The 22,937-nt window shown below is 60.2% G+C and carries 24 protein-coding genes and 1 tRNA gene; 8 read left to right on the plus strand and 17 right to left on the minus strand.

The features are described 5' to 3' along the window. Window positions 1–168 precede the first annotated feature (168 nt). Window positions 169–240 (minus strand) — tRNA-Thr (locus HKK80_RS04230). 73 nt (window positions 241–313) lie between these two features. Next, window positions 314–976 (minus strand): hypothetical protein, encoded by a 663-nt coding sequence (locus HKK80_RS04235; RefSeq protein WP_411798373.1) that lies wholly within the window; start codon window positions 974–976, stop codon window positions 314–316. Between the two features lie 250 nt (window positions 977–1,226). Here HKK80_RS04235 and HKK80_RS04240 point away from each other — a divergent pair, with 250 nt between their 5' ends. Further along, the gene (locus tag HKK80_RS04240) at window positions 1,227–2,483 is read left to right on the plus strand and encodes a hypothetical protein (RefSeq protein WP_411798374.1); all 1,257 of its coding nucleotides are present in this window, start codon (window positions 1,227–1,229) and stop codon (window positions 2,481–2,483) included. Window positions 2,484–2,544: 61 nt separating this feature from the next. Next, window positions 2,545–3,420 carry a hypothetical protein gene (locus tag HKK80_RS04245; protein ID WP_411798375.1) on the plus strand — a complete coding sequence of 292 codons (876 nt, stop codon included), beginning with the start codon at window positions 2,545–2,547 and terminating at the stop codon, window positions 3,418–3,420. 377 nt (window positions 3,421–3,797) lie between these two features. Here HKK80_RS04245 and HKK80_RS04250 read toward each other — a convergent pair whose 3' ends face one another. Further along, window positions 3,798–4,637 (minus strand): hypothetical protein, encoded by an 840-nt coding sequence (locus HKK80_RS04250; protein ID WP_411798376.1) that lies wholly within the window; start codon window positions 4,635–4,637, stop codon window positions 3,798–3,800. A gap of 357 nt (window positions 4,638–4,994) precedes the next feature. Between HKK80_RS04250 and HKK80_RS04255 the strand changes: the two genes are divergently transcribed. Continuing rightward, window positions 4,995–6,077, plus strand: coding sequence for a signal peptidase I (locus HKK80_RS04255; RefSeq protein WP_411798377.1), 1,083 nt, complete (start codon window positions 4,995–4,997; stop codon window positions 6,075–6,077). 40 nt (window positions 6,078–6,117) lie between these two features. Here HKK80_RS04255 and HKK80_RS04260 read toward each other — a convergent pair whose 3' ends face one another. From HKK80_RS04260 to HKK80_RS04270, 3 genes are all read right to left on the minus strand, one after another. Continuing rightward, entirely contained in the window at window positions 6,118–6,951 is an 834-nt protein-coding gene (locus HKK80_RS04260) for a hypothetical protein (protein ID WP_411798378.1), read from the minus strand. Window positions 6,952–7,280: 329 nt separating this feature from the next. Beyond that, entirely contained in the window at window positions 7,281–8,660 is a 1,380-nt protein-coding gene (gene serS / locus HKK80_RS04265; RefSeq protein ID WP_411798379.1) for a serine--tRNA ligase, read from the minus strand. 39 nt (window positions 8,661–8,699) lie between these two features. Beyond that, the gene (locus HKK80_RS04270; protein WP_411798380.1) at window positions 8,700–10,040 is read right to left on the minus strand and encodes a ribonuclease catalytic domain-containing protein; all 1,341 of its coding nucleotides are present in this window, start codon (window positions 10,038–10,040) and stop codon (window positions 8,700–8,702) included. A gap of 91 nt (window positions 10,041–10,131) precedes the next feature. Between HKK80_RS04270 and HKK80_RS04275 the strand changes: the two genes are divergently transcribed. Next, window positions 10,132–10,404 (plus strand): ArsR family transcriptional regulator, encoded by a 273-nt coding sequence (locus HKK80_RS04275; RefSeq protein WP_411798381.1) that lies wholly within the window; start codon window positions 10,132–10,134, stop codon window positions 10,402–10,404. On the opposite strand, the gene HKK80_RS04280 is transcribed toward HKK80_RS04275, so the two are convergent. Beyond that, a complete protein-coding gene (locus HKK80_RS04280) occupies window positions 10,405–10,707 on the minus strand; it encodes a hypothetical protein (RefSeq protein WP_411798382.1) in 303 nt (100 codons plus the stop codon). Between the two features lie 122 nt (window positions 10,708–10,829). Between HKK80_RS04280 and HKK80_RS04285 the strand changes: the two genes are divergently transcribed. Both HKK80_RS04285 and HKK80_RS04290 read left to right on the plus strand, forming a co-directional pair. Next, complete coding sequence (locus HKK80_RS04285; RefSeq protein ID WP_411798383.1) at window positions 10,830–11,789, plus strand: succinylglutamate desuccinylase/aspartoacylase family protein; 960 nt, start codon at window positions 10,830–10,832, stop codon at window positions 11,787–11,789. A 116-nt stretch (window positions 11,790–11,905) separates the two neighbouring features. Next, window positions 11,906–12,310, plus strand: a complete 405-nt coding sequence (locus HKK80_RS04290; RefSeq protein ID WP_411798384.1) for a response regulator — start codon at window positions 11,906–11,908, stop codon at window positions 12,308–12,310. A gap of 108 nt (window positions 12,311–12,418) precedes the next feature. Here the strand turns inward: HKK80_RS04290 and HKK80_RS04295 are convergent, their stop codons facing one another. Genes HKK80_RS04295 through HKK80_RS04305 form a run of 3 tightly spaced genes read right to left on the minus strand, consistent with a single transcriptional unit; the run spans window position 12,419 to window position 14,304 of the window. After that, window positions 12,419–12,754 carry a type II toxin-antitoxin system RelE family toxin gene (locus HKK80_RS04295; RefSeq protein WP_411798385.1) on the minus strand — a complete coding sequence of 112 codons (336 nt, stop codon included), beginning with the start codon at window positions 12,752–12,754 and terminating at the stop codon, window positions 12,419–12,421. 5 nt (window positions 12,755–12,759) lie between these two features. Next, window positions 12,760–12,927, minus strand: a complete 168-nt coding sequence (locus HKK80_RS04300) for a hypothetical protein (protein ID WP_411798386.1) — start codon at window positions 12,925–12,927, stop codon at window positions 12,760–12,762. 51 nt (window positions 12,928–12,978) lie between these two features. Beyond that, entirely contained in the window at window positions 12,979–14,304 is a 1,326-nt protein-coding gene (locus HKK80_RS04305) for a DUF1743 domain-containing protein (RefSeq protein WP_411798387.1), read from the minus strand. Window positions 14,305–14,465: 161 nt separating this feature from the next. On the opposite strand from HKK80_RS04305, the gene HKK80_RS04310 reads away from it, so the two are divergent. Next, entirely contained in the window at window positions 14,466–15,434 is a 969-nt protein-coding gene (locus tag HKK80_RS04310) for a transcriptional regulator (protein ID WP_411798388.1), read from the plus strand. On the opposite strand, the gene HKK80_RS04315 is transcribed toward HKK80_RS04310, so the two are convergent. The 5 genes from HKK80_RS04315 to HKK80_RS04335 form a co-directional block, all read right to left on the minus strand. Further along, a complete protein-coding gene (locus HKK80_RS04315; RefSeq protein ID WP_411798389.1) occupies window positions 15,431–15,676 on the minus strand; it encodes a glutaredoxin family protein in 246 nt (81 codons plus the stop codon). The two genes, HKK80_RS04310 and HKK80_RS04315, sit on opposite strands and share 4 nt — an antisense overlap. A 77-nt stretch (window positions 15,677–15,753) precedes the next feature. Further along, a complete protein-coding gene (locus HKK80_RS04320; protein ID WP_411798390.1) occupies window positions 15,754–16,764 on the minus strand; it encodes a hypothetical protein in 1,011 nt (336 codons plus the stop codon). Between the two features lie 43 nt (window positions 16,765–16,807). After that, the gene (locus tag HKK80_RS04325; protein ID WP_411798391.1) at window positions 16,808–17,215 is read right to left on the minus strand and encodes a hypothetical protein; all 408 of its coding nucleotides are present in this window, start codon (window positions 17,213–17,215) and stop codon (window positions 16,808–16,810) included. Window positions 17,216–17,343: 128 nt separating this feature from the next. Next, entirely contained in the window at window positions 17,344–18,750 is a 1,407-nt protein-coding gene (locus tag HKK80_RS04330) for an NCS2 family permease (RefSeq protein WP_411798392.1), read from the minus strand. A gap of 192 nt (window positions 18,751–18,942) precedes the next feature. Next, window positions 18,943–19,656: a phosphoribosyltransferase family protein gene (locus HKK80_RS04335; protein ID WP_411798393.1), complete on the minus strand. Its 714-nt coding sequence runs from the start codon at window positions 19,654–19,656 to the stop codon at window positions 18,943–18,945. 237 nt (window positions 19,657–19,893) lie between these two features. Between HKK80_RS04335 and dpsA the strand changes: the two genes are divergently transcribed. Continuing rightward, a complete protein-coding gene (dpsA, locus tag HKK80_RS04340) occupies window positions 19,894–20,442 on the plus strand; it encodes a DNA starvation/stationary phase protection protein DpsA (RefSeq protein ID WP_411798394.1) in 549 nt (182 codons plus the stop codon). A 134-nt stretch (window positions 20,443–20,576) separates the two neighbouring features. Here the strand turns inward: dpsA and HKK80_RS04345 are convergent, their stop codons facing one another. Together HKK80_RS04345 and HKK80_RS04350 are read right to left on the minus strand one after the other, a co-directional pair. Continuing rightward, window positions 20,577–20,741, minus strand: coding sequence for a hypothetical protein (locus HKK80_RS04345; protein ID WP_411798395.1), 165 nt, complete (start codon window positions 20,739–20,741; stop codon window positions 20,577–20,579). A 105-nt stretch (window positions 20,742–20,846) separates the two neighbouring features. Next, window positions 20,847–22,913 (minus strand): ATP-binding protein, encoded by a 2,067-nt coding sequence (locus HKK80_RS04350; protein WP_411798396.1) that lies wholly within the window; start codon window positions 22,911–22,913, stop codon window positions 20,847–20,849. Between the last annotated feature and the right edge of the window lie 24 nt (window positions 22,914–22,937).

Consider the following 22,937-nt stretch of genomic DNA (forward strand, 5'->3'; position numbering starts at 1 on the left):
CTGGATCAGCCGACGTTCTCACCGGTGGTACAGTGTTGTCGTCGGAGTCGAAGGAAATATCGAGAGCCTAGGCCGGAATTTGAACCAGAGGAAGACTCGCGTCGCTCGTCTTCCAGGGATTCAAATTCCACGTGTAGCTTTCGCTCCTCACGTTCGTTCGTCGCAGAAAGCCTAGGCCGGAATTTGAATCCGGGGTCTCGTCCTTACCAAGGACGCGCTTTACCGCTAAGCTACCCAGGCACGCATTCGCTCGTAGTCCGGGTTTGTCTTTAGGCGTTTCGATTCGGCGGCCCCGCACGGTGGTTTTTCGCGGTCAGCGATCGCCGACCGATGACGCGACCGGATCATCGCCACCCGCCCCAACCTCGGTCAGTCGCTGGCGAACCGAGTCGGTGAGGACGGTCGCCGCCGGCGGGAGCGTCTCGTAGCTTCGGGCGGCGTCAGCCGCAAACTCGACAAGCGCCTCCGAGGGCTCACCCCCGACAGCGGTGACGCCGGCCCGAACCGCCAACACGAAGATGTCGGCTTCGAGATTCCGGTCGTGTGTGTCGGTGTCGGCCCCCGGCTCCCGGCGGTGGGTCTGATCGCGGCCGAAAGAACGAACGGTTTCGACAGCCGCATCCGAGACCTCGGTTTGAGCCAACAGATAGAATCCCCGCGAGACGAGGATGTCGGCCGCAAGGATCTCCAGATCGGCGTCGATCTCGCTGTCGGCACCAGTCGCCCACGGCTCGTCGTCTGCCAGCGATCGTGTCAGGCGAAGCCCCTCGTAGATGAGCTGGACGCCAACACCTCGGTCGATAACAGCCTCCGTCGCAAGCGATGGCTGCCGGCCGCGCGCGCTCTCAATGACCAACACGCCGGGTGCCATCGACGCCTCCGCGAGCCGATCGAGGAGGATGGCCCGGAGCCGTGGTGGCTCGATATCCTCGACGGTCTCCCGAGCCGCAGTTCGCGCTCGCACGGCAGCATCCATTACACATCGGTAGGCAAGCGAGTGGCAAAGACCTTTGGAACCTCCTCCCCCTGCGGTGATGTGCCGGAGGCTCCCAGTGGTTGTGGCTGCTCATCGTCGTCTGCGGTGCTCCGAGACCGACAGCCAAGCGTCTGACAGAGCGCCATCACGAACGCTGTCGCGCCGAATTATCCGGTGATAACGCGACAAAAATACAGTATATTTTTAACATAGTGTCACAATAAGTGTTTTTAGAGCTACTCTCTTGTCTATGTCACGTGACCAACACTCGGAGGATGAAACGCCGACGGTCGACACCGACGCCCTCGGTGCGTGGGTCGCCGAAACAGCGGCGAAAAAAGATGTCTCCGAGCGAGAGCTCCTCGATGAGATCCTTTCGTCGTACTGGGTGCTCGAAGAGCTCTCCGAGGTGGTGGTCAACAGCGAGACCGATCCCGACGGCGGTGATCGCCGGGGGCCTCGTCGTGATTCCTACACGGAGCCACCAAGGGGGGCTGCGGCCGATCGGGATCGGTACCCGCCCAACACAGGGGAGCAGCCGGCAGCTGACGAGGATCCGGCGACTGACGACACAGCGTCGGGCGAGGACAACCCTCCCACGGATAACGACCCCGCGGCTGAATCGCCGTCAGCAGCCGAGCCAGCGTCGACCCCGGCGGAGGGAGAGCTCTCCGGGATCGAACAGGAGCTCGAAAAGCTTCGAACCGTTATCAATGGGTTGGCAGCCGAGGAGTCGCTGCCGACACCGGATGAGGCGGCCACCGGCTCCGACACGCCTGCGGATACCGCCCCAACGGTCGACCCCGACGAGGCGGCCGCCGAGCTTGCGGCGTCTCTCGCCTCGAACCCGGAACGAGGCCCGCATAGTCTGGGAGCCATCGCCGAGTTAGACGACGAACTCGTCGAGATCAGAGAGCGGCTCTCGGAGCTTGAGGCCGATCTTTCCGATCAGATCGCCGAAGAATCCGACGCCCGCGAGGAGCTTGAATCGTGGATCGAAACCGAGTTCGACAACGTCGAAGATGTGCTCCAACATCTGTTGTCGACAACCGACAATCTCGAATACCGGCTCGGCTCGGCGATCGACTCCCAGCGTGAGCAGCTCGAACCGCTACAGGCCGCCCATGCCGACCGCAAACAGCTACAGGAGCTCAAAAACGAGGCGATCGAGAAGGGTGTCTCAACGGCTGACTGTAGCAACTGTGGGGAGACGATTGATCTGCGCCTGTTGCCGGCACCACACTGTCCGAGCTGTGGCCAGGAGTTCACCGGTGTCACCGACAGCAGTTGGTGGCCGTTCGACAGTGCAACACTCCGGACGACGACAGCGCGGCGATCACAGACGGATCACTCCTGGGAGGCCACAGACCACGGGTCACAGCCGACACCTAGCAGATCAAACCAGAACAATGAATCTCCCTCGGCATCACACACCGACCAGCCAAATCCGACAGCCGACGCCGAGCCCCGTCCAGACGAGAACGGATTTGATCAGTTCGATGCGTAGTTGTGCTGTCACCGTCCTGCTGGTCGGTGATCTCCGAGGCGACGAACAAGCAGCGTAATCGATGTCCACTCACAGCCCACCACCCGTTGTCGAGTCTGCGGCCGACGACGACCACCAGGTGTCGCAGTCGGCCCAACAGCCGTCGCAGTCGGCTCAACAGCCGGTGTCGGCCGACGCAGCACCGGTACAGACAGCCAACCGGCTGTGGGATGATTTTGACGCCGATAGCGACACCGATAGCTCGGAGCCCGAAACGACTGACGCCGCAGCCGCCGAGGCGTCGACGTCGACCGACTCTCCCGAGCCCGATCGGGCGTTCGGCGATGTGTTGGATACGCTGTCGTCGTTTGGGCAGTCGACCTCGCCGACACAGGTGCTCGTGTTGAGCCCGATCTCGGGTGGGGCGACAAACGATATCTTCAGCCAGATCTGTACCGCCGAGGGGACGGCCACCCAAAACGTGGTGTTTGTGACCGCGACACGGTCGACCAACGACCGGCTGCCGATGACCCGGAAATTCGCCGAGTGGGTCGACGGCGAGTCGACGCTGATCGAGGTCGGCCAGCCGCACAGCGACACCGGATCGACCCGCGATACCAACACCCTTGGCCGGAAGACTGACACCCACAAAGAGATCCCGAACCCACAGAATCTCGCCAAGCTTGGGGTCGTCATCAGCCACGGGATCAGCCAGATCGACAACGGGTATCCGACCGTGTTGGGGTTCCACACGCTGTCGTCGATGGTGCAGCATCTCGGCACCGAGCGTGTCGTGCCGTTCCTCTATACGCTCTGTTCACAGCTCAACGAGTCCGGCGTGATGGGCTATTGCCATCTTGATCCGACCCGGCATTCCGATGATGATGTTGCGACAATTAAATCGATCTTTGATGTGGCGGTGCGGATTCAGCCCGACGGTAGTGTTGATATTGAGTGATGGCTCGCAGGCGTCTGTAGGTGCTACAATCTGAGAACTCGTCGGTAGCACCACAAGCCGGGTAGGACATCTCGTATTATTGGAGACGACCACCGTACGTTCTAGACCGGAGTCGAGTTTCTCGTAGTGATTATCTCGAATAGTTTCATTTGCAGCATGGAAAAGTGCTGGTACAGCCGTTCTCTTCACAGATACAGATCAGCACACCGGTAAAGACTCAAACGAATCATTATAAACAGGTGCGGCGATGAGCGTTCTAAAGGCGGAATCCAAGTGATCGCTTGCAGACCGATACACGATAGTCGAGAAGACGGCGACAGTTCGACGGACAGCACCGCCGCTATGCGGATGAAAAAATCTGAAAAGTAGTGAGCCGATTACGTGCTGTTGACTTCGCCGAAGGAAACCTGCGTTAGCAGCTCAACTGCGGTGAATGCGCCTTCGTCGAAGTCGTAGTTGCCTGCGGGAGCGCCAGCATTGTCCGCAATGTCCGACTGGATGTCAGATGTGTAGTTGATGCTGAAGTCAACTTTTGCTGAGGTTCCAGCAGTGACGGTTGCTTCGTTCGGAGTAGATGCCTCATCGCCTGACGAGGCAGGTGAATCCGGATCGGGGGAGATCTGTTGGCCACCAATTGAGAACTGGAATAGCTTGGCCACGTCACCTCTGTCCAAATTGCCATCGCCACGGGTATTACCTCCAGTAGTATCATCCACCGAGCTGCCGTAGGTGTATTCGACGGAGATGGTTTTGTCTGAGCCACCGTTATTAACGATTTCAAGCGGTGAAGTGCCACCGTTGCTGGTATCGTACGGATCGTTGGTGCCATCTTGATCGTCGATGACCTCATTTGGGGTTGCCACGGCGATCCGCAGGTTGCTATCTTGTGCGCCGTTAACGGTCAGTTGTGGTGAATCAACGTCTCTGAGGCCGGATCCCTGAGTGGTATTAAGCCGACCCTCTTCATTGGGGTTGGCGTCGCTTCCAACAAAATCAACCGTCGTGTTGACGTAGTTGTCGCTGGTGGAGTTCAGGATCTCGCCATTATCTGCTGTGTCGATATCACTGTTTCGCTGTAGGTTGAGATCGTTCTCGGCGATGACCTGGAAGCTTGCTCCAGCGTCGGCTGTTCCACTGATCGATGCACCTGTCACTGAAGCGGCCCCACTAAGTGTGGCTGCCGTCCCCAGCCCGAGGATGAAGTTTCGTCGATTCATTGTACCGAACGATAGTGAAAATGATACCACATCCTAATAATAATTGTGGAATAGCACAACAGAACAATTACCACGTATGCAACAGCAAAACTACTGAAAGCGATAGAGATCCTTCGATTATTTACCAGTTAATGACGCTCAGTTTTGTGCTATGAATGAAAACGTGTATATGAACCAGTACACCACCAACCGAACACTGATAGCCCGATTTCAGCCAACTGGTGAGCCGGAAGGTACATTTGGATCAGGTGATTAGATGTACTTCCTTCCTGACTATCATCACAGTCGATCCGCTCAGAAAAATCCGAGAATACAAACCACAGTATCATGAATGCCAGATCAGCCGCGGGGACAGTAGTGACCGGTCTGCTCGTTGTCGCCGTAGGGCTGATACTCCTGACGCAGATATTTGGCTTTCCCTCACCGATCAGTTTCGTAGCGACCGACAGTATGGAACCACAGCTAGAGCCTGGAAATGGCTTCATCGGAGTACCGAAACCGGTGGCCGGTGAGATAGAGACAGGGGACGTAATCACGTTTGAGGCACAGGAGGTCGGCGGCGGCGGACTAACGACTCATCGGGTTGTTGAGGAGACTGACGAGGGGTATATTACAAAAGGGGATGCCAATCCGTTCAGGGACACGGCAGCCGGTGAGCCACCGGTAAAAGCGAGTCAGATACAACTTGTCGTCGTTCAGTTCAACGGAGAGATTGTCACGATACCCTATGTCGGCCAGTTACAGAGCGCGGCTCAAAGTGCTATTTCAGCAGTAATCAACGCGCTTGGACTCAGTTCCGTTTCTTCATCCAATCCCGGTGTCATCATTGCTGTTCTTGGCTTCCTACTCGTTGTCGTAGGCGGAGGATACGAGATACTCACCCCCGAAAACGAACGTATGATGAGTCGCTCAGCGCGACGGAGTGAGGTGATTGATAGCCGACTCCTCCTCATTGGGCTGTTACTTGTTCTCTCTCTTCCGTTGTTGTCGGTTTCTGCGATCCCAAGTAGTACCGATGAGCTCACAATCATCAGTTCAACAGCACCAGATCCTGATGATCCATCGATAATCGAAGCCGGGAACTACAGCGAGGCGAATGTCACCATCGAAAACGGCCAACCTGTGCCGATGGTAATTATTGTTGAGCCAGCGAGTGAGGGTGTTAAAGTGTACGATAAGGTGTTGTCAGCCGCCAGCGGCGAGACAGTGAAATCGAAATTCCGTGTGTACGCCCCCGAAGAAACCGGGCCGTTTGTCCGCAGTCGTTCTACCAGTTATTACATCCAATCGCTTCCGACATCAGTTATCGCGTTCCTCCACCGAATCCATCCACTACTTGCGCTCGGAGCGACAATCGGAGTGGTGCTAGCACCGGTGGCAATCGGGTTCCTACTCGTCGTCGGCAATCGACAGATCCCGCTCCGGGATGTCAGTCGGTAGCAGGGAAACGGGCTACGACATGTATACTGTACGTACGCAATCAGCTGTAGGTGTTGTTTTCAACCGTGATCGCATCGAGCAAATCAATCGTCGTGATTGAGTCTCCGAAGCTCGCGGTCGTATCGATAGCGCCCCTGATGTTCTCCTTCGGGTTCAGCGTGGCCGACCCCAACACAGTGTTCACCGTCAGCTCCGTCAGATCGATCTTCAGGTTGATCTGGAACGAATCGCCGGGCTCTACGATCTTCGATTCGGTCGGCGTATCTTCACCTCTCCTCGGATCCGGTGATAGCCGCAGGTCGGTGCCGTTGGCCGGGTCAAACGATTGGAATCGATACACATGCTGTACGTCGTGTTGGGAAAGCTCGTCCGAGAAACTCCCTCCGACAATTACGTCCTCGCCGTACTGCCCGTTCGGATCGTAGGCCTCGTTGTCCCGGTCGTATCTGATGGCAACGTTCTTGTCGTCACCGCCGTTGTTCTCGACGCGCAGAATATCTTCGAATAGAAACGTATCAGTGTTGTTCTCGATTGAGAGTGCAACCGTTATTTCTAGCTCGTCGTTCACCGTGGTGTCTCGCGGGGAGACTGTTGCTACTGGAGCGTCATCACGGGAGATATCATCGAGTGGGTCACTCCCACTCTGAAAAAACGAGTCGTTGGAGGGGTAAGAGACGTACTGATCCTCGTAGGAGCTTCTGACCGTTCCGTCGTCGTTGAATGCAGCCCCTGCCTTGACCTCGAGGTTTTCGTCGACAATGGCGTTTATATTCGATGACGCATCTGCTGTCTCGGTGATTGCCGCAGTCGTCGCAACCGCGCCGCTCCCGGAAGCGAGCGCACCGATGCCGGTGAGCAGTGTTCGACGTTTCATTGTGGATCACAACCGCTTGCAAACACGGGATTTGAGACAGACACGAGATCCTGTTCCAGTCAACCGGTGGCTGCCGATTGGTGTCGGTGAAATGTGGTGCTATTAATAAGTTGTTTCGCCTGTCACGTTTATGCATTGCTATATTCACGCATTGGGCGACAGCCGGGAAGATATTGTCAACATCGATCGACGAAAGAGATGATAGCATGAACTAACGATCCTCACTGATCAAACCAACACACTATCATCGGAATCAAGCTGTGCCGTCAGTGGCAAAGCTTAGAATACCATGCGAGTGAGCAGGAGTTAATTGTACAGTAACACTCGCGTCAGTCGTCTGTTCCGTCACCAACCGCGCTCTCACCCACTGCCTCGTGACCCGCAATCTGTTCCTGTCCACCCATGTACGGCCGCAACGCTTCCGGCACCGTCACGGTGGCATCCTCGTTTTGATAATACTCTAAGATCGCAACCATCACCCGCGGCACTGCCAGCCCCGAGCCGTTGAGCGTGTGGAGATACTCCGCGGATTCGTGCTGCTCGGGACGGTACTGAATCCCCGCTCGCCGGGCCTGAAACGCCCGAAAGTTCGACACTGAGGAGACTTCCAGCCACCGACCACCCTCCTCAGGGCCGTCTTCCATGTCGTCACCAGGGGCCCAAACCTCGATGTCGTACTTTTTCGCCTGCGTGAATCCGAGATCGCCGGTACACATCTCCAAGATCCGGTAAGGCAGTCCGAGTTCCTGGAGCACTGATTCGGCCTCGCTGACAAGCACTTCAAACCGCTCGTCACTGTCCTCGGGGCGAACGAAGTTCACTAACTCAACCTTGTTGAACTGGTGGACACGGACGATCCCACGGGTTTCGGTGCCGTGTTCGCCGGCTTCCTGCCGGAAGTTTGGCGAGTAGGCCTGATATTTGAGGGGGAGGTCGTCATCCAGCAGGATCTCATCGCGGTGGAGGTTGGTGACCGGCACCTCCGCGGTCGGCAGCAGCCAGAGATCATCGTCGTCGTAGGGTTCGCTGTTGTCGCCCTCGATCCGGTAGGCATCCTCGGTGAACTTGGGGAACTGACCTGTTCCACGCATCGACGCGCTGTTGACCGGCAGCGGCGGGAAGATATCGGTGTACCCCTGCTCGCGGTGGAGTTCCAGCATGAACTGGATCAGCGCATGTTCGAGCCGGGCACCGTCACCCTTCGCGAAGTAGAACCCACCACCGGAAACCTTCGCGCCGCGGTCGAAATCCAGGATCTCAAGCTCCTCGCCGAGGTCATAGTGGGGTTCGATCTCTGCGGGGAGCTCCTGTCGGTCGTCGAACCCTTCGCGGCGACGCTCGACGTTTTCGCTTTCGTCCGCGCCGACCGGCACGGAATCATCGGGAAGCTGTGGCAGCGTCAGCAGTGCGGCTTCGAGTTCGTTCTCTAGCTCGTCGGCGCGGGCTTCGATCGCCTGCAGCTCCTCTTTGAGCTCCGAGGAGCGCTCGATGGCTTCCTCGGCTTCCTCATCCTTCCCGTCGGCTTTGAGCTGGCCGATCGTGCTTGAGACCTCGTTGCGCTCATGTCGGAGGTCGTCGCCTTCGCTTTTGAGCGACCGCCATTCCTCGTCGATCTCCAAGATTCGGTCGAGGTCGACATCGACGCCCTTCTGTTCGAGGGCAGCACGAACGGCCGCGGGGTTCTCGCGGACGAACTGTCTACGCAGCATTGCTGGAACGTTTTGCCGTCGGTGTGAAAACGGTATCCATTACCGCTGGGTTTCGGGCACCTGATGGACGTTCTCGCGTTGCTCGTCGTCCATCTCGGCGAGGTCGGCGTCGTCGACGACCTCTAGCCCGCGGTCGTTGATCGCGTGGGGGTCGAGGTGGAGTTCTTCCATGTGCTGCTTGTAGAGCCGTTCGACCGTTTCCCCGTCTTTCTCCTTGTCAGAGGCGCGATCACAGAGCTCGATCAAATCCTCGGGCACGTCGTTTTCGGCGACGATCCAGTGGTTGATCAGATCCGACAACCGCCGGATCGGGCTGGTGAAATGGCCGTAGATATCGAAGTTCAGCGCGTGATGGCCGCCGAAGGGGTCGTTCATGTACTTCGCGCGCGGCATCACCTTCAGCACGGCCCGCTGAATCTTGTTGAGCTGTCGCCCCGGTGATTCCTCCAGTGCGGCGTTGACAGCCTTCCGGGGTTCGTCCCACGAGCCACCCGGGATCGAGACGCCGTCGAGATCCTGAATCTCCTTGAGCGCCTCGTTCCACTGGTCGGGTGTCGGCTGTGGGTGAACGCGGTACATCGCCTCAACGCCGCGATCCCACATCAGCTCGTGAGTGACCGCTTTGTTCGCTTTCAGCATGCACTCCTCGACGATAGTATGCGCGCGATCCCGTGAGGGGTTGAGCACGAGCGAGCCGTCCTCCTTGCGTTGCTCGTGGAGTTGGTCGGCCAACTCATAGACGAGATTGCACTCCTCATGGAGTGGCGCGCCCGCTTCCTCGATCCGGTTTTCGGCCTCAGTATAGGTCAGTCGCTCGTCGCTGTGGATGACGGATTTGTAGATGTCGACCTCCTCGAACGACAGCGTCTCGCGGTCGATGGTCATCTCGACGGTGTGGGCAAGGCGATCCTCCTCGGGGACGAGTGAGCAGACGGTTTCGGCCAACACCGGTGGTAGCATGTGGACGGTGTAAGCGGGGAGATAGACGGTGTTGCAGCGTTCGACCGCCTCGGCCCACATCTCGGAGCCGGGGTGGACGTAGTGGCTCACGTCGGCGATATGCACCCACAGCGTGTAGGTCTCGTCGTCGGCGTCGATGCTGATCGCGTCGTCGAAGTCTTGGGCGTCGGCGGGGTCGGTCGTCCACGCCGTGAGATCACGAAGATCACGTCGCTCGTCGAGCTCATCCTCGATCTCGGTGTACACGTCCTCGGTTCGCTTGCGGGCCTCGACGAGCACGTCGCTGGGAAACTCGTCGTTGATCTCGAACTCCTCGAAGAGTTCGGCCCGTTTTTCGGCGAGGCGATCGGCGACAGCCTCGGTGATCCGAACCGGGCCTTGGCCCTCGGCGGTGCCGGCGTCGGCCTGCGCATCTGACATGGCCGATCCAACGGGTGGGCGGTAGAAAGGCGTGTCGGGCAGCCGTGAGACTGGTGAAGTTTTATACTCCTGTCGCCCGGAACTCATATCGATGGCTGGAACAGACGACGAAACGCTCGACGACCTCCCACCGAGCGCGAAGCTGGTTTTCAAAGTCCTGGAGTACAACGGGACGCTGACCCAGAAGGGGATCGTCGAGGAATCGATGCTGTCGGCACGCACCGTGCGGTACGCGCTGGAACGCCTCGAAGGGATTGGCCTTGTCGAGGAGGACGTGTACTTCGCTGACGCCAGACAGAACATCTACGAGCTCACCGCGGCCGCCGAAGCCGCCATCGAAGACAGCGAGGCGATCGCCGACTAATCACACATCTTTTGAGAGCCGCACCGCCCGGATCGCCGTCAACACGACGACGACGCCGAGTGCTGTCGCCGACGCGAAGACGACCGCCAACAGGAGAAACCACGCCTCCGGGCCGACGATCGGATACGTTCGTTCGAACCCAACGGGGCCGAGGAGCTCGAAGATCCGCACCAGATAGGCGAGTGCGGCGACACCGACGCCGACGCCGAGCCCGATAACGGTGTTTCGTTTGACCGCCAACGCTGCAAGCAGCCCCCCTGCCGGTGCCCCGTCTGGTTGCCCGTTCGCATCACCCTCGCTCATGGCACCCGCTACGCGCCCGGTCGACAAAAGGAGCACCGACTGCCGGCGGCGATCGGCGAGCGCCCGTGACTCGCTCGTATGGGATCGAACCGCTAAAGAACGGGGCGACCCTCCGCTCGGTAATGACGATCACGCTCGGAACCGCCGCGGCCGATCCCGGAGAGATCGACACCGGTCGGCTCGCGGTCGGTGAGACCCGCGATGGGAGTCCGGCACGCCTCCCGGTTGCGGTTATCAACGGGGCCGACGACGGCAAACGGCTCTATCTCCAGGCGGTCAGCGACGGCAACGAGCTCAACGGGCTCGGGGTCATCCGACAGCTGGTGCCACAGCTTGACCCCAGCGAGATCGCCGGTGAGATCTGTATCGTCGCCATCGTCAACTACCACGGGTTTCAGGTCGCCGAACACCGTAACCCGATCGACGACCGCAAGCTCAACCGCACGTTCCCCGGAGACAGCGAGGGCACTGCCAGCGAGCGCATCGCCGACGCTGTTTTCGAGATCGCCAAAACCGCCGACCTGATCTTGGATCTCCACCAGGGGTCGACCAGCCGGATGATCGATGAGGTACGGGTGCGGTGTGGTCGCCGCCATACGATGCACAGCGAGTGTCTCCGCTTGGCGAAGGTGTTCAACTGCGGCTACGTCCTCGATCAGAAAGGGCCGGAGGGTCAACTCGCCCGCGTCGCCCCGGATGAGGGGATTCCGACGGTCGACCCCGAGCTCGGCGGCTCGGTCGGCTTCGACGCCGACAGCATCCAAACCGGCGTCAACGGCGTCTACAACGTTTTGCGGCACTACGAGTTCCTTGATGGCGGAAAATCGATGGAGCGACAGACCCGCGCCAAGCGGTTCGATCAGTACGGCGCGTCGGCCGGCGGGGTGGTTGAGTACCGCGCCGAGCTTGGGGGCCGTGTCGACGCCGGCGACACGCTGTTTGTGGTGACCGATGCCTTCGGCGAGGTGAAAGATGAGGTCACCGCAGACAACAGCGGCATCCTCTGGCGGTCACGCCGGCTGCCACAGGTCGCCGTCGGCGAATACGTCTGTTCGGTTGGCACCAACGTCGACAGCTACTGATCTGGCCGCCCCGCACATGCTATAAGTAGTCGGATCACATATCACCACCAACGGAGTATTCGGGCGATGACACAGCACGACACCACAGGGCAGGCACGCAACGAGGCATTACAGCGATGACCGCACCGAAGGTTCTGCTGGTCGAGGACAGCGAGTTCATGTCGATGCGGGTTGTCGACGCGTTAGAATCCACCCACGGGATGGAGCTGACGGCTGTCAGAACGGCAAGTGAGGCGCGAAAACGCCTCAAAACAGACAGCTTCGATGTGATCGTCGTCAACTACGAGCTACCGGACGAAACCGGCATCGAGTTTGCCGGCTCGCTGAACCGCTCCGGCACCGATCCGTCTGTGCCGATCATCCTGCTGACGGGCAAGGAGCTCGAACCGATCGCCAGCGACGCTGTCGACAACGGCGTCACCGAGTTTGTGTACAAGGGCGACCACGCCGCCGCCGATATGGACGTGTTGGCCAACCGTATTCAGACTGTCATCGCCGCCTACGGCACCACGGCCGCATAGCAGTCGTCGTACTGAATCGATCGACCGACGCGAAATCGATCGACCGACGCGAAATCGATCGACCGACGCGAAATCGATCGACCGACGCGACTGAGACGACGCTGACGATTAACGACGGTTCATCCGGTCACGGAATGTCGACAGATCGTAGCCTCCCTCATCTTTCGGAAACACGGCGACAGCGGTCATGAGATCATCGCTTATCTCGTAGACGATGCGGTAGCCGCTGTTGCCAACGCGTTCTCGGTAGTAGTTGTACTCAGCAGCACCGGAGAGGTAGGTCAGATGCGTCTGTGGAACCCGCCCCCACTGGATCTTTTCCTCCCAGTCGTTGATTTTGCTGAGAATCCGTGCTGCGTGGTCGGGATTGTGTGCTTGAATCGCTGCGAGATCGTCGTCGATGACGACCGGAAGAATTCGGAGTGCTGTCGGCGGCTGCGGCACGGCTCTTATTCGAGTTCGATCCCGAGACGGTCGGCTGCATCCTCGGTGGTAAGAAGGTCATCGTCGGCAGCCTCGTCAAGAAGCTCCCCTCGGTGCGGCAACACCGCTGCCTCGTCTGGGAGCATATCGCTCTCGTCGGGTGCTCGAACGTCACTTTCGTCGTTCGTCGCCATTATCGCTTGTTTTGGTACGTGTCATCATAAGCACTTGGGTCGGAGAACTCACTACCGCTCCGGATGCGTCGGCGCGTCGAACCCGCCGCGAACGAGCGGTTTGGCGATATGGCGGCGCGCACAGGGCGGCACCTCATACCAGCCTCGTTCGAGTTCGCGGTCGATCTGACGAGTGACCTTCCCCGGTGTCGACGTGCCGCAGTCCCGACACCGATACCCCTGCCCGCTGCCGGCTGATTTCATCCGCCGGCCGCAGCCCTCGCAGGTCGGCGTCACCCGCTCGGTGCGATCGAGTTCCCGAACCGCGAACTTTTCGAGTTTGATCGTGCCGTCGCTGTACTCACCACAGACCGTGAGCCGGTCGCCTGTCCGCAGCGCGCGCACCCGGTCGCGGAACCGTTTTGTCGGCTCGAAAGCGACACAGTCGGCGGTCGCCTCACCCCCCGCGTCGTCCGGGGTGTCCGCGTTATCACCGCCCGAGGAGCCGAGTGTGAAGAACACGTGGCCGCCTTCTCGTGTTTCCGGCGACTCGGTGACAACGCCATCGACCCGGTAGGCTTCGCCCGCTTGCAGCGAGCCAAGCGTGCCTGCCTGGAGGTGGCTGTCGGTGCCCTGATTCGTCACAAAACAGCGGTCGCGTTCGATCGGCTCACCGTCGATCCCGTCGGCAACGCTGGCGACGGCATCGGGATCGTCGCCGCGAATCCCATAGAGGATCGGGCCGGGAGCGTTGGGGACACAGACTGCCTGACCGTCCTCGCGGTCGACGGTGTCCCAGACGGTCGGATAGCCGCGGTCGGCGGCCGCAAACACCGAGTCGATGTTGACATCGCGGGAGGAGCCACAGCGGTCGAACGCACGGTAGGCGATCTGTTCGTACGTCCACTCGTCGAACGCTGCCCACGCGCCGATGGCCGCCAGCGCGCCGATCCGGCCGCGACCCGCCACGTCGCAGCCCGCACCTGCCCAGCCGCGGTGCTCGTAGCCCGCCGCGTCGGCAACGTCGAGTGCGGTAGCAAGGCTGAGTTGGTCGTGCACTGCGCGTACAGCTAGGTCGGCGACGGCGTCAGGCACCGTCTCCGGGTCGTCATCGGCGACAACAAGCCCGGGGCTCGTTCGGGTGTCGGCGTCGACAGCGAGCGCATCGATGCGTTCGGCGGCGAGATCGGTCGCCGCGTCGGCCGGGAGGTCGGTGTGGATCGCCAGCGCGGCGTTCCCCCGGGTTTTGTGCTCAACGGCCGGGTTTAGTCGCACGAGAAGCGTCCGCTCGACGCGACCGCCGGCGTCGACGACGGCCTCAGCCAGCCGGGTTGCGAGGTAGGTCGTACACATCCCCCGGGTTCGGGAGTCGGTGTCGTCGAGCCCGATGACGGTCATCGGCGGGGATAATGGGGCGGCGGGAAAACGAGTTTCGGTCGGCTGAACGCGTTTATATATAACCGTATCGGTCGCGTGAGCGTGGAAATCCACTGACGTAACGCCGATAGGAGGCATCCATCGCCGCAACGTATATATGTGATAACTCACTAGCCACAGCTATGTCACGGACAGCACTGGTCGGCAACATCACCGCGATGCTGCAGGACGCCGACTTCCTCGTCAGCGACCGGTGTTCCGTCCGGCCGAAGAGCTTCGACCTCGCGGCCCGCCGTGGGGACGATCTCGTGCTGTTGAAGGTACTCGGCAATATCGACGCGTTCAATCCCGGAACCGGTGCGGAGCTCCGGCGGCTCGGCGAGTATCTGTCGGCGACGCCGATGGTGATCGGCCTCCGGACGCGCAACGAGGATCTCAAACCCGGCGTCGTCTACTTCCGCCACGGCGTGCCGGTGTTTAATCCCGATACCGCCTACGACCTCTTTGTCGAGGAGGTGCCGCCGCTGATCTACGCTGCCCCCGGCGGCCTCTACGTCAGCATCGACGGCGACCTGCTGGCCGACGAGCGCGAGGAGCGCGGCTGGAGTCTCGGCCGGCTGGCGACCGAGCTTGGTGTCTCTCGGCGCACAGTTTCAAAATACGAGGATGGGATGAACGCCTCGATCGAGGTGGCGATCCAGCTGGAGGAGCTGTTCGACCAGCCGTTCTCCAACCCGGTTTCCGTCCTCGATGGCGCGGAAGATGTCCATGATGCTGACCCCGTCCCCGAAGAGCCCGACGCTGACCCGGACGACGAACACGTGTTGACGGTGTTGGCGGAGGCCGGCTTCGATGTCCATCCGACAACACGCTCGCCGTTTAAGGCTGTCAGCAAGGCCACCGACAGCCGGGGCAGCGACATGTTGACCGGTCACTCATCGTTTACCGAAAGCGCGGAGAAACGCGCCGAGCTGATGAGCTCGATCGGTCGTGTCACAAAAACGCGGTCGGTGTACTTCACCGCCGAGCGGACGAAACGCGAGTCTGTCGATGGGACAGCGATCGTCTCCTGTGCGGAGCTGGCCGACATCGACGATCCGGAATCGATCCGGGAGCTGATCCAGGATCGCGGGGCCGAACCGGAGGCTTAGGCGTAGTGTGTTTCGAGGTGGGCGACGATATCGTCGCTTTCGGGCATCCCGTCGATATCGTGTTCCTCGTCGATCAACACCGGGACACCGGTCTGGCCGCTGACCTCCTTGACCTCGGTGCGCTCGCTGTGTGAGCGTGGTACCTCTCGGGACTCGTATTCAAGCCCGAGTTCGTCGAGTTTTGAGACGACTTTTGCACAGTACGGACAGCCCTGCAGTTCATAGAGGATGAGCTCTGACATCGGCCGTCCTACGGCCGGGAGGCAAATGAAGCCACTGGTGATATGTGCGACAGCGTCCCAAGCGTGAACGCCGTCAGTTACTCCGCGTCACCGGCGGTATCGTCGCCGTGAAACGCTTGTCCGGGCTTGAAACTCGTCAGCTCGTCGATCCGCTCCTCTAAGGCCTCGATTTCGCCCCGGAGTTCGTCGGTGTCGTCGCCGTCGGCGGCCGCCAACTGATCCTTGAGTCCTTGGAGACGGGAGGCCTTCGTGTCGTCGTCGACATCGGCCTTCCGGACGTAATCGCGCTCGTCGATCTCGTATACGTCCTCCTCGGAGACATCTGTTACGTCGAGGGCATCATCGACCTTGTCGGCATCAACGCCCTGGAGTCGCTCGCGGTCGATGCCTGCCGCCTCGAAGGCAGCGATAACCTCGTCGTCATCCTTCAGTGAGCGGTTCCGACGGCGTGTTCGCTGGACCGAGCCGAACTGGCCGGCGATCGGCTGATCGTGAGCGAGTCGATCCAAGAGGACACGCCGGATCTCCTGGCGGAGGTCGTCGGCGTTGCGCTGAACATCCGAACACAGCGTGTAGAGATCGACCAGCGTCGCCGTCTCGACCCCCGAGAGATCGGTCGGATCGGTACGTTCGAGCGCGTCGATCAACAGCAGCGCGTCGTTGTACACCGGGACATCGGGCTCGCTGCGATCGTCGTCATCGTCGCCTTCGTCGTCGATTGGTGGGATGGGCGCGTCGACCAGCGGTGTCGCCGCCGGGTCGTCGGTTTCGGTGAGCCTGTTTGCGTCGGTGTCGATCACAAAGCGGGGATGGACGCTCAGCAGGGTGGCGTACGGTTCGGCCGCCGCCGGGAGGCGATCGAGATCGAAGCCCGCGGTCGCGTCCGTGACACGGTCGTAGAGCGTTTCGAACTGCTCGCGGCTGAGTGGCGTCGTCTCGGTGTCGTCACGATACGTGATGATAATCCGGTGTTCCTGTAGCTCGTCGATACGGAAGGGGCGATCCGAGAGCGGCGTCCGAAATGTCGCGTCGGGCGGAAGCGATTCAAGTGGCTCCAAGAGATTGTGCCACGTCACGCTGAAGGGCATACTCGGCTGTTCGGCGGCGTCGGATAAAATGCTACGGCACGAGCTAGGCCCCAGATCGACTGTACAACACGAGCGCGCTGACCGCAAGCACCGCCTCGGCGGCCTTGCTGATCACGGCGATGGGGTTGAGGCTGCCGCCCATGTAGAACGCCTCGATGCTCCAGCCCTGAAACGCAAACAGCGCGAGGATCGTGATGATCGCATACGCGGCGGCGACAAGAAACAGCGAGCGTCGCCAGTAGCGGGTGAGATAGATCCCGATCCCGCCCAGAAAGCCCAGCCCGTTGAGCGCAAACAGGATCGCAAGGGTTTGGCTGAACTGGATCGCTCTGGTGACAGCCAGCAGGTGGAGAACGCCGGTGATGATAGCGGCAACGATTGCGACATATCCCAGCGTGTTGTCAGGCCACTGAATGCCCGCTGTGTTCGATGTTGCGGCGGTATTTGACATACCTGTGGCAACGAAACAACCGGGAAAAAGCGGTCTGGTACATTCATCCAACACGTCGCACATTCTGACGGCGGGCAGATCACCGTCTCAACACGGCGTCACAGCGAGACCTAACAGCGGCCCCCCGGCTACAGGAGCATCCCGCTGGTCTGGATGTAGAAGTAGCCGATCAACACGGCCGCCAAGAGCCACTGGCCGAGCCGAATGTCGTCGGCCTCGCCGGATGCAGCCTTCACCAGCGGGTAGCTGATGATCCCGGCGGCCAGCCCGTCGGCGATCGAGTACGTCAGCGGCATGATCGTGATCGTTAGTGCCGCCGAGATCGACCACGCCGGATCCCGCCAGTCGATGTCGACGACGCCTTCGAACATGATGATGCCGACGATCACCAGCGCGATAAACGAGGCGTAACTCGGGATCGCCGCGGCGATGGCGACAAACGGGATCATCAACAGGAAGAGGGCAGCGACGACGAGCGTGGTGAGCCCGGTTCGCCCGCCAGCCTCAACACCGGTTGAGGACTCGATGTAGGTTGTCACCGTTGAGGTGCCGAGCATCGCGCCGACGGTCGTCCCAACAGCGTCGGCCATCAGCGGCTTGTCCATCTCCGGGAGTTCGCCGTTCTCATCGAGGAAGTCGCCGAACTGGGCGATCCCGATCAGCGTGCCGGCGGTATCGAAGAAGTCCACGAAGAAGAATGTCAGTACGACGAAGCCGAAGGTTAGCGGTTCGACCTGTGAGAGGCCATCGATGAACGCGCCGGCCAGCGGCGTGATATCGTACTGGATCCCCGTGATGACGCCGAGGACGCCCTGCTGTTCGACCGCCGACAGCACCGATTCGTCGACGAGGACGCCGCGATCAACGACGCCGCCGAGGGTGAGCCCCCAGCCGGCGATGGCGGTCGTGAGAATCCCGATGATGATCGAGCCGGTGATCCCGCGAGCCCACAGCAGCAGCGTCAGCGCGACACCCGAGAGGCCGAGGATCGCCACCGGGTTTGAGCCGACCGAGCCAAGGGTGACGAGGGTTGCCTCGTCGTTGACGATCACCTGAAACTCCTGGAGCCCGATAAACAGCAGAAAGACACCGATCCCCGCGCCGACAGCGAACTTGACCGGTTCAGGAAAGAGGTTGATAATGTACTCCCGCGCGCCGATGGCCGTCAACACGATGAAGATGATCCCCTCGACAAACACCGCCGCGAGTGCCGTCTGCCACGGGATGCCCAAGCCGAGAACGACGGTGAACGCAAAGAAGGCGTTCAATCCCAATCCGGGGGCAAGGCCGAATGGTCGATTTGCGTACAGTGCCATCACCAGCATCGCGGCCACCGAGGCAAGGATCGTTGTGATGGCGATCATCTGGAACACCTCGGGGTCGGTGTACCCCTCGATGCTGATCGCGTTCGACAACACCGTCGGGTTGACGACGATGATGTAAGCCATTGCGAGGAATGTTGTCGCGCCGGCGATCACCTCCGCGTTGACATCGGTGTCGTGATCGTCAAGGTCGAAAAACGAGTTGAGTCCCATTTGTGGTATGTAGCGGTAGCTCCCGACACTGACTTAAAAATTTGCATAAAAGTGTGCTGAGGTACTAGATCACTGTCGAATGTCGATGAACAACCGTGATATGCTGCGAAACGAACTACCAAACGTACGGAATACTGCTGCTGGTCGGCCTACTCGCCGGTCGTCAACACCGCGACCGGTGCGTCGGTGCGCTTACTCGACGGTCGTCAACGCCGCGACCGGTGCGTCGATGCGCTCGCGGGCGCGGGCCAACCCCTCGTCGCCGACAGCGATCAGCGTGAACACACCGACGACCTCGGCGTCGGCCTGGGAAGCGATATCCAACAGCAACTCCTGGGTTTCCCCCGACCGGATCAGGTCGTCGACGATAAGCACCGATTCACCCGCCGCGAGTCCGGCAGCCGGCAGGTAGTAGGTGAGTTCGATCCCGGAGGTGAGCCGCTGGCGGGCCTCGATAAACTCCTCGACGGCGGTCTCCTTGGATTTTTTCGCGTAGGCCAACCGGGCATCAAAGTACGACGCCATCGCTGCCCCAAGGGTGATCCCGTCGGTCGCGGCGGTCAACACCACGTCTGGCCGGTCGAAGCCGACGCTGGTGGCGGCGACCGGCGCGACGCGGTCGAGAAACGACTGATCGAAGACGACCGCCGAGTTGTCGACATACCCCTCGTCGTCGACGCTAACCCGGGATCGAAGCTCGCGTGCGACGGCCTCGCGGCCGATCTCGCCGACGATCGCCTCGGCACGGTCGATCCCCGGGAGGACGTGACCGTTGACGTACCGGTTCAGATCGCCTTCCGGCAGTCCGGTCTCCGCAGAAAGCTCCGCGTAGGTGCGATCAGTTTTCAGCATCCGCAAGACAGCAACGGCCTGCAGTTGGAGGGCTGCCTTCTCAGCACGATTCATACGGAGTGTTCGAGATTGTGTAAGTATGAATACATCGGTACGGAGAGACCGCTTACTATCCGGTGTCGTGGATACGACCGGCCGACTCAGCGACCCAACCAACAGGTATCGGATCCAATTTGGGGTGACATGTTTCGCCGGCGGTCGCTACTTTTGCAAACAATAGTTTTTGAAATCAAAAAACGTATTTCTGTATCCCGAATAGTTAAGTGGATGGCAGCCGAATACTGAATCGCTATGAGCACCCAAAAGACAGTTCGCCAGCAGTTCGATGCGGTCGAACAATCGGAGGCTCTCCGCCTCGATGGCGATAAAGCCGAGCAGATTATTGACGCACTGAACACGGATCTCGCCAACGCTTACGTCCTGTATCACCAGATCAAGAAACACCACTGGAACGTTGAGGGCGCGGAGTTCAACGACATCCACGAGTTCCTCGGCGACGCCGCCGAGACACTTGAGGACGGTGCTGACGAGATCGCCGAGCGCGCCCAGGCCATCGGTGGGGTGCCGATCGCCGGCCCGACCAATCAGGAAGACCACGCCACGATCGCGTTTGAGGGTGAGGATGTCTATGACATCAGAACCTCGCTGGCAAACGATCTCCAGGCCTACGGCGACATTATCGAGGGCCTGCGCGACCACATCCAGCTGGCGGCCAACCTTGGCGACCCGACAACCGAGCATCTCCTCAAAGAGCAGCTCATCGAGATCGAGGAAGACGCCCACCATATCGAACACTACCTCGAAGACGACACGCTTGTCGTTGAGTCGGCGACCAACTAACGACCGCCGCGGTCTCTCGTTTTTTGCGTCTCGAACGCCCACGCAGCACCGACTCCCGGACAACTACCTCTGAGTCACAACGGCACCCAATCGATCACAACAGCACTCAATCGATCACAACAGAAACAGCCAGCTTACCGCGTGACAGCGACGCTGCAGTCGGTGGCGATCCAGCCGTCCTCGTTGCCCTCTTCGGTGAACACGGTTCGATCAGGTGTCGCGTTGCAGACCGAAACCTGTGGCGTGTCGTCCGGCGTTTCAGCGGTCGTTGTCGACCCGGGTGCGTCGGTGGTTTCCATACGACTTCTTAGGTATGCCTAAAGGGATATACGTTTTGGTCGACCTAATATCCGAGGGTGCTTCGTCAGCACCCACGTAGCGATCGCGTACTGACGACAGCGACGCTACGCTGTCGTTGATGGGGTCGGGAGGCGAATCTCGATCGTCGTTCCCTGTTGGGATTTTGACACGCTGATCTCGCCATCAAGGGTCGTTATGATCCAGTAGGTGAGCCACAGGCCGAGGCCTTGGCCGTGGACGAGCGGCTCTTCTTTCCCCTCAGCCAACACCTGCCGCTCTTCCTCCGGCAGCCCCGGGCCATCATCGCTGATCGTGAGCCGGAGTTGGTCGTCGGTTTCGGCAACAGCGAGCGTGATCGATGGCTGTTCACCACCGTGGACGGCGGCGTTTTCAAGCAGTTCCCACAGCGCCGTTTCGATCCGGGGCAGCGTTGTTGCGATCGCGGACGACGGGATCTCGGTGGTCACCGACGCCTCGGGATACCGGCTACTGAGTTGGTCGATAGCCTTCTCTAGGATCGGCGTGAGATCGACCGTTTCTAACTCCGGGGATAGCTCACGGTTGGCCTCGATGCGGCGTGCGGACTCAGTAAGGTCAAGCAGTCGATCGGCGGTTTCGACGATCTGTTCGGCTTTTGCTGCGTTGTCATCATCCAGCTCGGTGGCCAGCAACTCGGCGTAGCCGTTGATCACGGTCAGCTTGTTGCGGACGTTGTGCCGCAACACGCGGTTGATAACACTGATGAGCCCTTCGCGCTGGCGTCGATCACTCGCATCCCGAACCATCACCTGCGAGCCGACGATGTCATCAGGTGTCCGTGCCTCCGGATCGACGCTGGCCTCATATATCGGGACCGCCCGGATATCGACGTGTACCGTGCGGTCAGACCGCGTTGCGATCGGCAGGTCGCGCACCTGGATCGATTCACCGTTTGCGACATCCGCGTGGTAGTCCGCAGCCAACTCGGTGGTCTCCTCGTCAGTCCCAAGTACCGACATCGGCTCACCGATCAGTTCCGCCGGCTCGTAGCCAAGAAACTCCTCAACCGACGGGGAGACGAATTTGAACCGCCCTTCAAGATCAAGCCGAAACACAAACGCAAAGCTGGCAGCGATGACGGCCCGGTACAGTTCGGTTCGCTCGTCGAGTTCGCGCTCGCGTTCGACCAGCGTGCGTCGCTGCTGTTCGAGATCCGTCACATCCGTCAGTGCGAGCACCTCCACCGCTGAGTCACCCAGCGTCATCGATCTCGGGGAGATCAGGTAGTATGCTGTCCCCTCGCCGTTGTCCTGTGCGACGATCTGCTTATCGTCGCTTTCACGGATGGCGGCGACCGCCGGGAGCGCGTCGCCAAGGGGGTCGTCGATCGAATCGGTTAGTGCCGGAAACGCGGCCGCAGCAGCCGGCGAGTAGTCCTGGATCCGGTCGTTGTCATCGAGGATTATCGCCGCCTCATCACCCTGGGCGGTGGTTCGAACCGTCAGGAACTGATCACTAAAGATGAACAGCGTGCCGATCGCAAACGCGGCGACACCGATCGGCGCGTAGATGAAATTGATCAACTGCGGCGTCGCAATCGCAATGATATCAAGCGTAACCGGGAGGGCAAGCAGGCCTGTCAACACCGCCAGCGGCTTGCTGTTGTATCCTGACTCGACGTACAACTCGAAGATCATAAACAGGCCGATAGACGCAAGCACGTACGCCAGGCTGGTCGAGATCCAGTGGACAATGCCGTGGTCGATCGCCAGATAGCGGAACGGGGTCGTCACTAGCGTCGTGGTAAAATAGAGCCCATGAATCGGGTTTGTGATCTTTATCAGGACGATCAACAGAAAGACAGCCCCACTGAGTCGGCGGAGCGTGGTATTTCTGTGGAGCGATCGGCCGGTGTACGCAGACACGAAGTACAGCCACGCCCAGACGGTGGCAAACCCAAAGATCAGCCCGACAATGTAAGTGGCCTCTCGGAAGGGATCGGGCACAACAAAAAACGCGGTCTTGAGCAGTGCCCACATCCCAGTCGTCGCAAGCAGCCCAACCAACCCGTACCGCATCTCGACATCGTTGATACTGTTGGCCCGCGGAATCGAGGCAAAACACGCAACGCTGCTAAGCAAAAACAGCCCCATGTAGGTTGCGCCAGCGGGGGTCATCCACGGGAGAGCCATTGCTATGTGGGATACGTGTCCGAG

It is taken from the genome of Halonotius sp. F2-221B (genome assembly GCF_046719765.1).
Classification (GTDB): Archaea; Halobacteriota; Halobacteria; order Halobacteriales; family Haloferacaceae; genus Halonotius.

What these genes read in the sequence shown, in the direction of transcription:
- HKK80_RS04235 (WP_411798373.1), bottom strand. Translation starts at nt 976, where the DNA reads ATGGATGCTGCCGTGCGAGCGCGAACTGCGGCTCGGGAGACCGTCGAG.
- HKK80_RS04240 (WP_411798374.1), top strand. Translation starts at nt 1,227, where the DNA reads ATGTCACGTGACCAACACTCGGAGGATGAAACGCCGACGGTCGACACC.
- HKK80_RS04245 (WP_411798375.1), top strand. Translation starts at nt 2,545, where the DNA reads ATGTCCACTCACAGCCCACCACCCGTTGTCGAGTCTGCGGCCGACGAC.
- HKK80_RS04250 (WP_411798376.1), bottom strand. Translation starts at nt 4,637, where the DNA reads ATGAATCGACGAAACTTCATCCTCGGGCTGGGGACGGCAGCCACACTT.
- HKK80_RS04260 (WP_411798378.1), bottom strand. Translation starts at nt 6,951, where the DNA reads ATGAAACGTCGAACACTGCTCACCGGCATCGGTGCGCTCGCTTCCGGG.
- serS (WP_411798379.1), bottom strand. Translation starts at nt 8,660, where the DNA reads ATGCTGCGTAGACAGTTCGTCCGCGAGAACCCCGCGGCCGTTCGTGCT.
- HKK80_RS04270 (WP_411798380.1), bottom strand. Translation starts at nt 10,040, where the DNA reads ATGTCAGATGCGCAGGCCGACGCCGGCACCGCCGAGGGCCAAGGCCCG.
- HKK80_RS04275 (WP_411798381.1), top strand. Translation starts at nt 10,132, where the DNA reads ATGGCTGGAACAGACGACGAAACGCTCGACGACCTCCCACCGAGCGCG.
- HKK80_RS04280 (WP_411798382.1), bottom strand. Translation starts at nt 10,707, where the DNA reads ATGAGCGAGGGTGATGCGAACGGGCAACCAGACGGGGCACCGGCAGGG.
- HKK80_RS04285 (WP_411798383.1), top strand. Translation starts at nt 10,830, where the DNA reads ATGACGATCACGCTCGGAACCGCCGCGGCCGATCCCGGAGAGATCGAC.
- HKK80_RS04290 (WP_411798384.1), top strand. Translation starts at nt 11,906, where the DNA reads ATGACCGCACCGAAGGTTCTGCTGGTCGAGGACAGCGAGTTCATGTCG.
- HKK80_RS04300 (WP_411798386.1), bottom strand. Translation starts at nt 12,927, where the DNA reads ATGGCGACGAACGACGAAAGTGACGTTCGAGCACCCGACGAGAGCGAT.
- HKK80_RS04305 (WP_411798387.1), bottom strand. Translation starts at nt 14,304, where the DNA reads ATGACCGTCATCGGGCTCGACGACACCGACTCCCGAACCCGGGGGATG.
- HKK80_RS04310 (WP_411798388.1), top strand. Translation starts at nt 14,466, where the DNA reads ATGTCACGGACAGCACTGGTCGGCAACATCACCGCGATGCTGCAGGAC.
- HKK80_RS04315 (WP_411798389.1), bottom strand. Translation starts at nt 15,676, where the DNA reads ATGTCAGAGCTCATCCTCTATGAACTGCAGGGCTGTCCGTACTGTGCA.
- HKK80_RS04320 (WP_411798390.1), bottom strand. Translation starts at nt 16,764, where the DNA reads ATGCCCTTCAGCGTGACGTGGCACAATCTCTTGGAGCCACTTGAATCG.
- HKK80_RS04325 (WP_411798391.1), bottom strand. Translation starts at nt 17,215, where the DNA reads ATGTCAAATACCGCCGCAACATCGAACACAGCGGGCATTCAGTGGCCT.
- HKK80_RS04330 (WP_411798392.1), bottom strand. Translation starts at nt 18,750, where the DNA reads ATGGGACTCAACTCGTTTTTCGACCTTGACGATCACGACACCGATGTC.
- HKK80_RS04335 (WP_411798393.1), bottom strand. Translation starts at nt 19,656, where the DNA reads ATGAATCGTGCTGAGAAGGCAGCCCTCCAACTGCAGGCCGTTGCTGTC.
- dpsA (WP_411798394.1), top strand. Translation starts at nt 19,894, where the DNA reads ATGAGCACCCAAAAGACAGTTCGCCAGCAGTTCGATGCGGTCGAACAA.
- HKK80_RS04345 (WP_411798395.1), bottom strand. Translation starts at nt 20,741, where the DNA reads ATGGAAACCACCGACGCACCCGGGTCGACAACGACCGCTGAAACGCCG.
- HKK80_RS04350 (WP_411798396.1), bottom strand. Translation starts at nt 22,913, where the DNA reads ATGGCTCTCCCGTGGATGACCCCCGCTGGCGCAACCTACATGGGGCTG.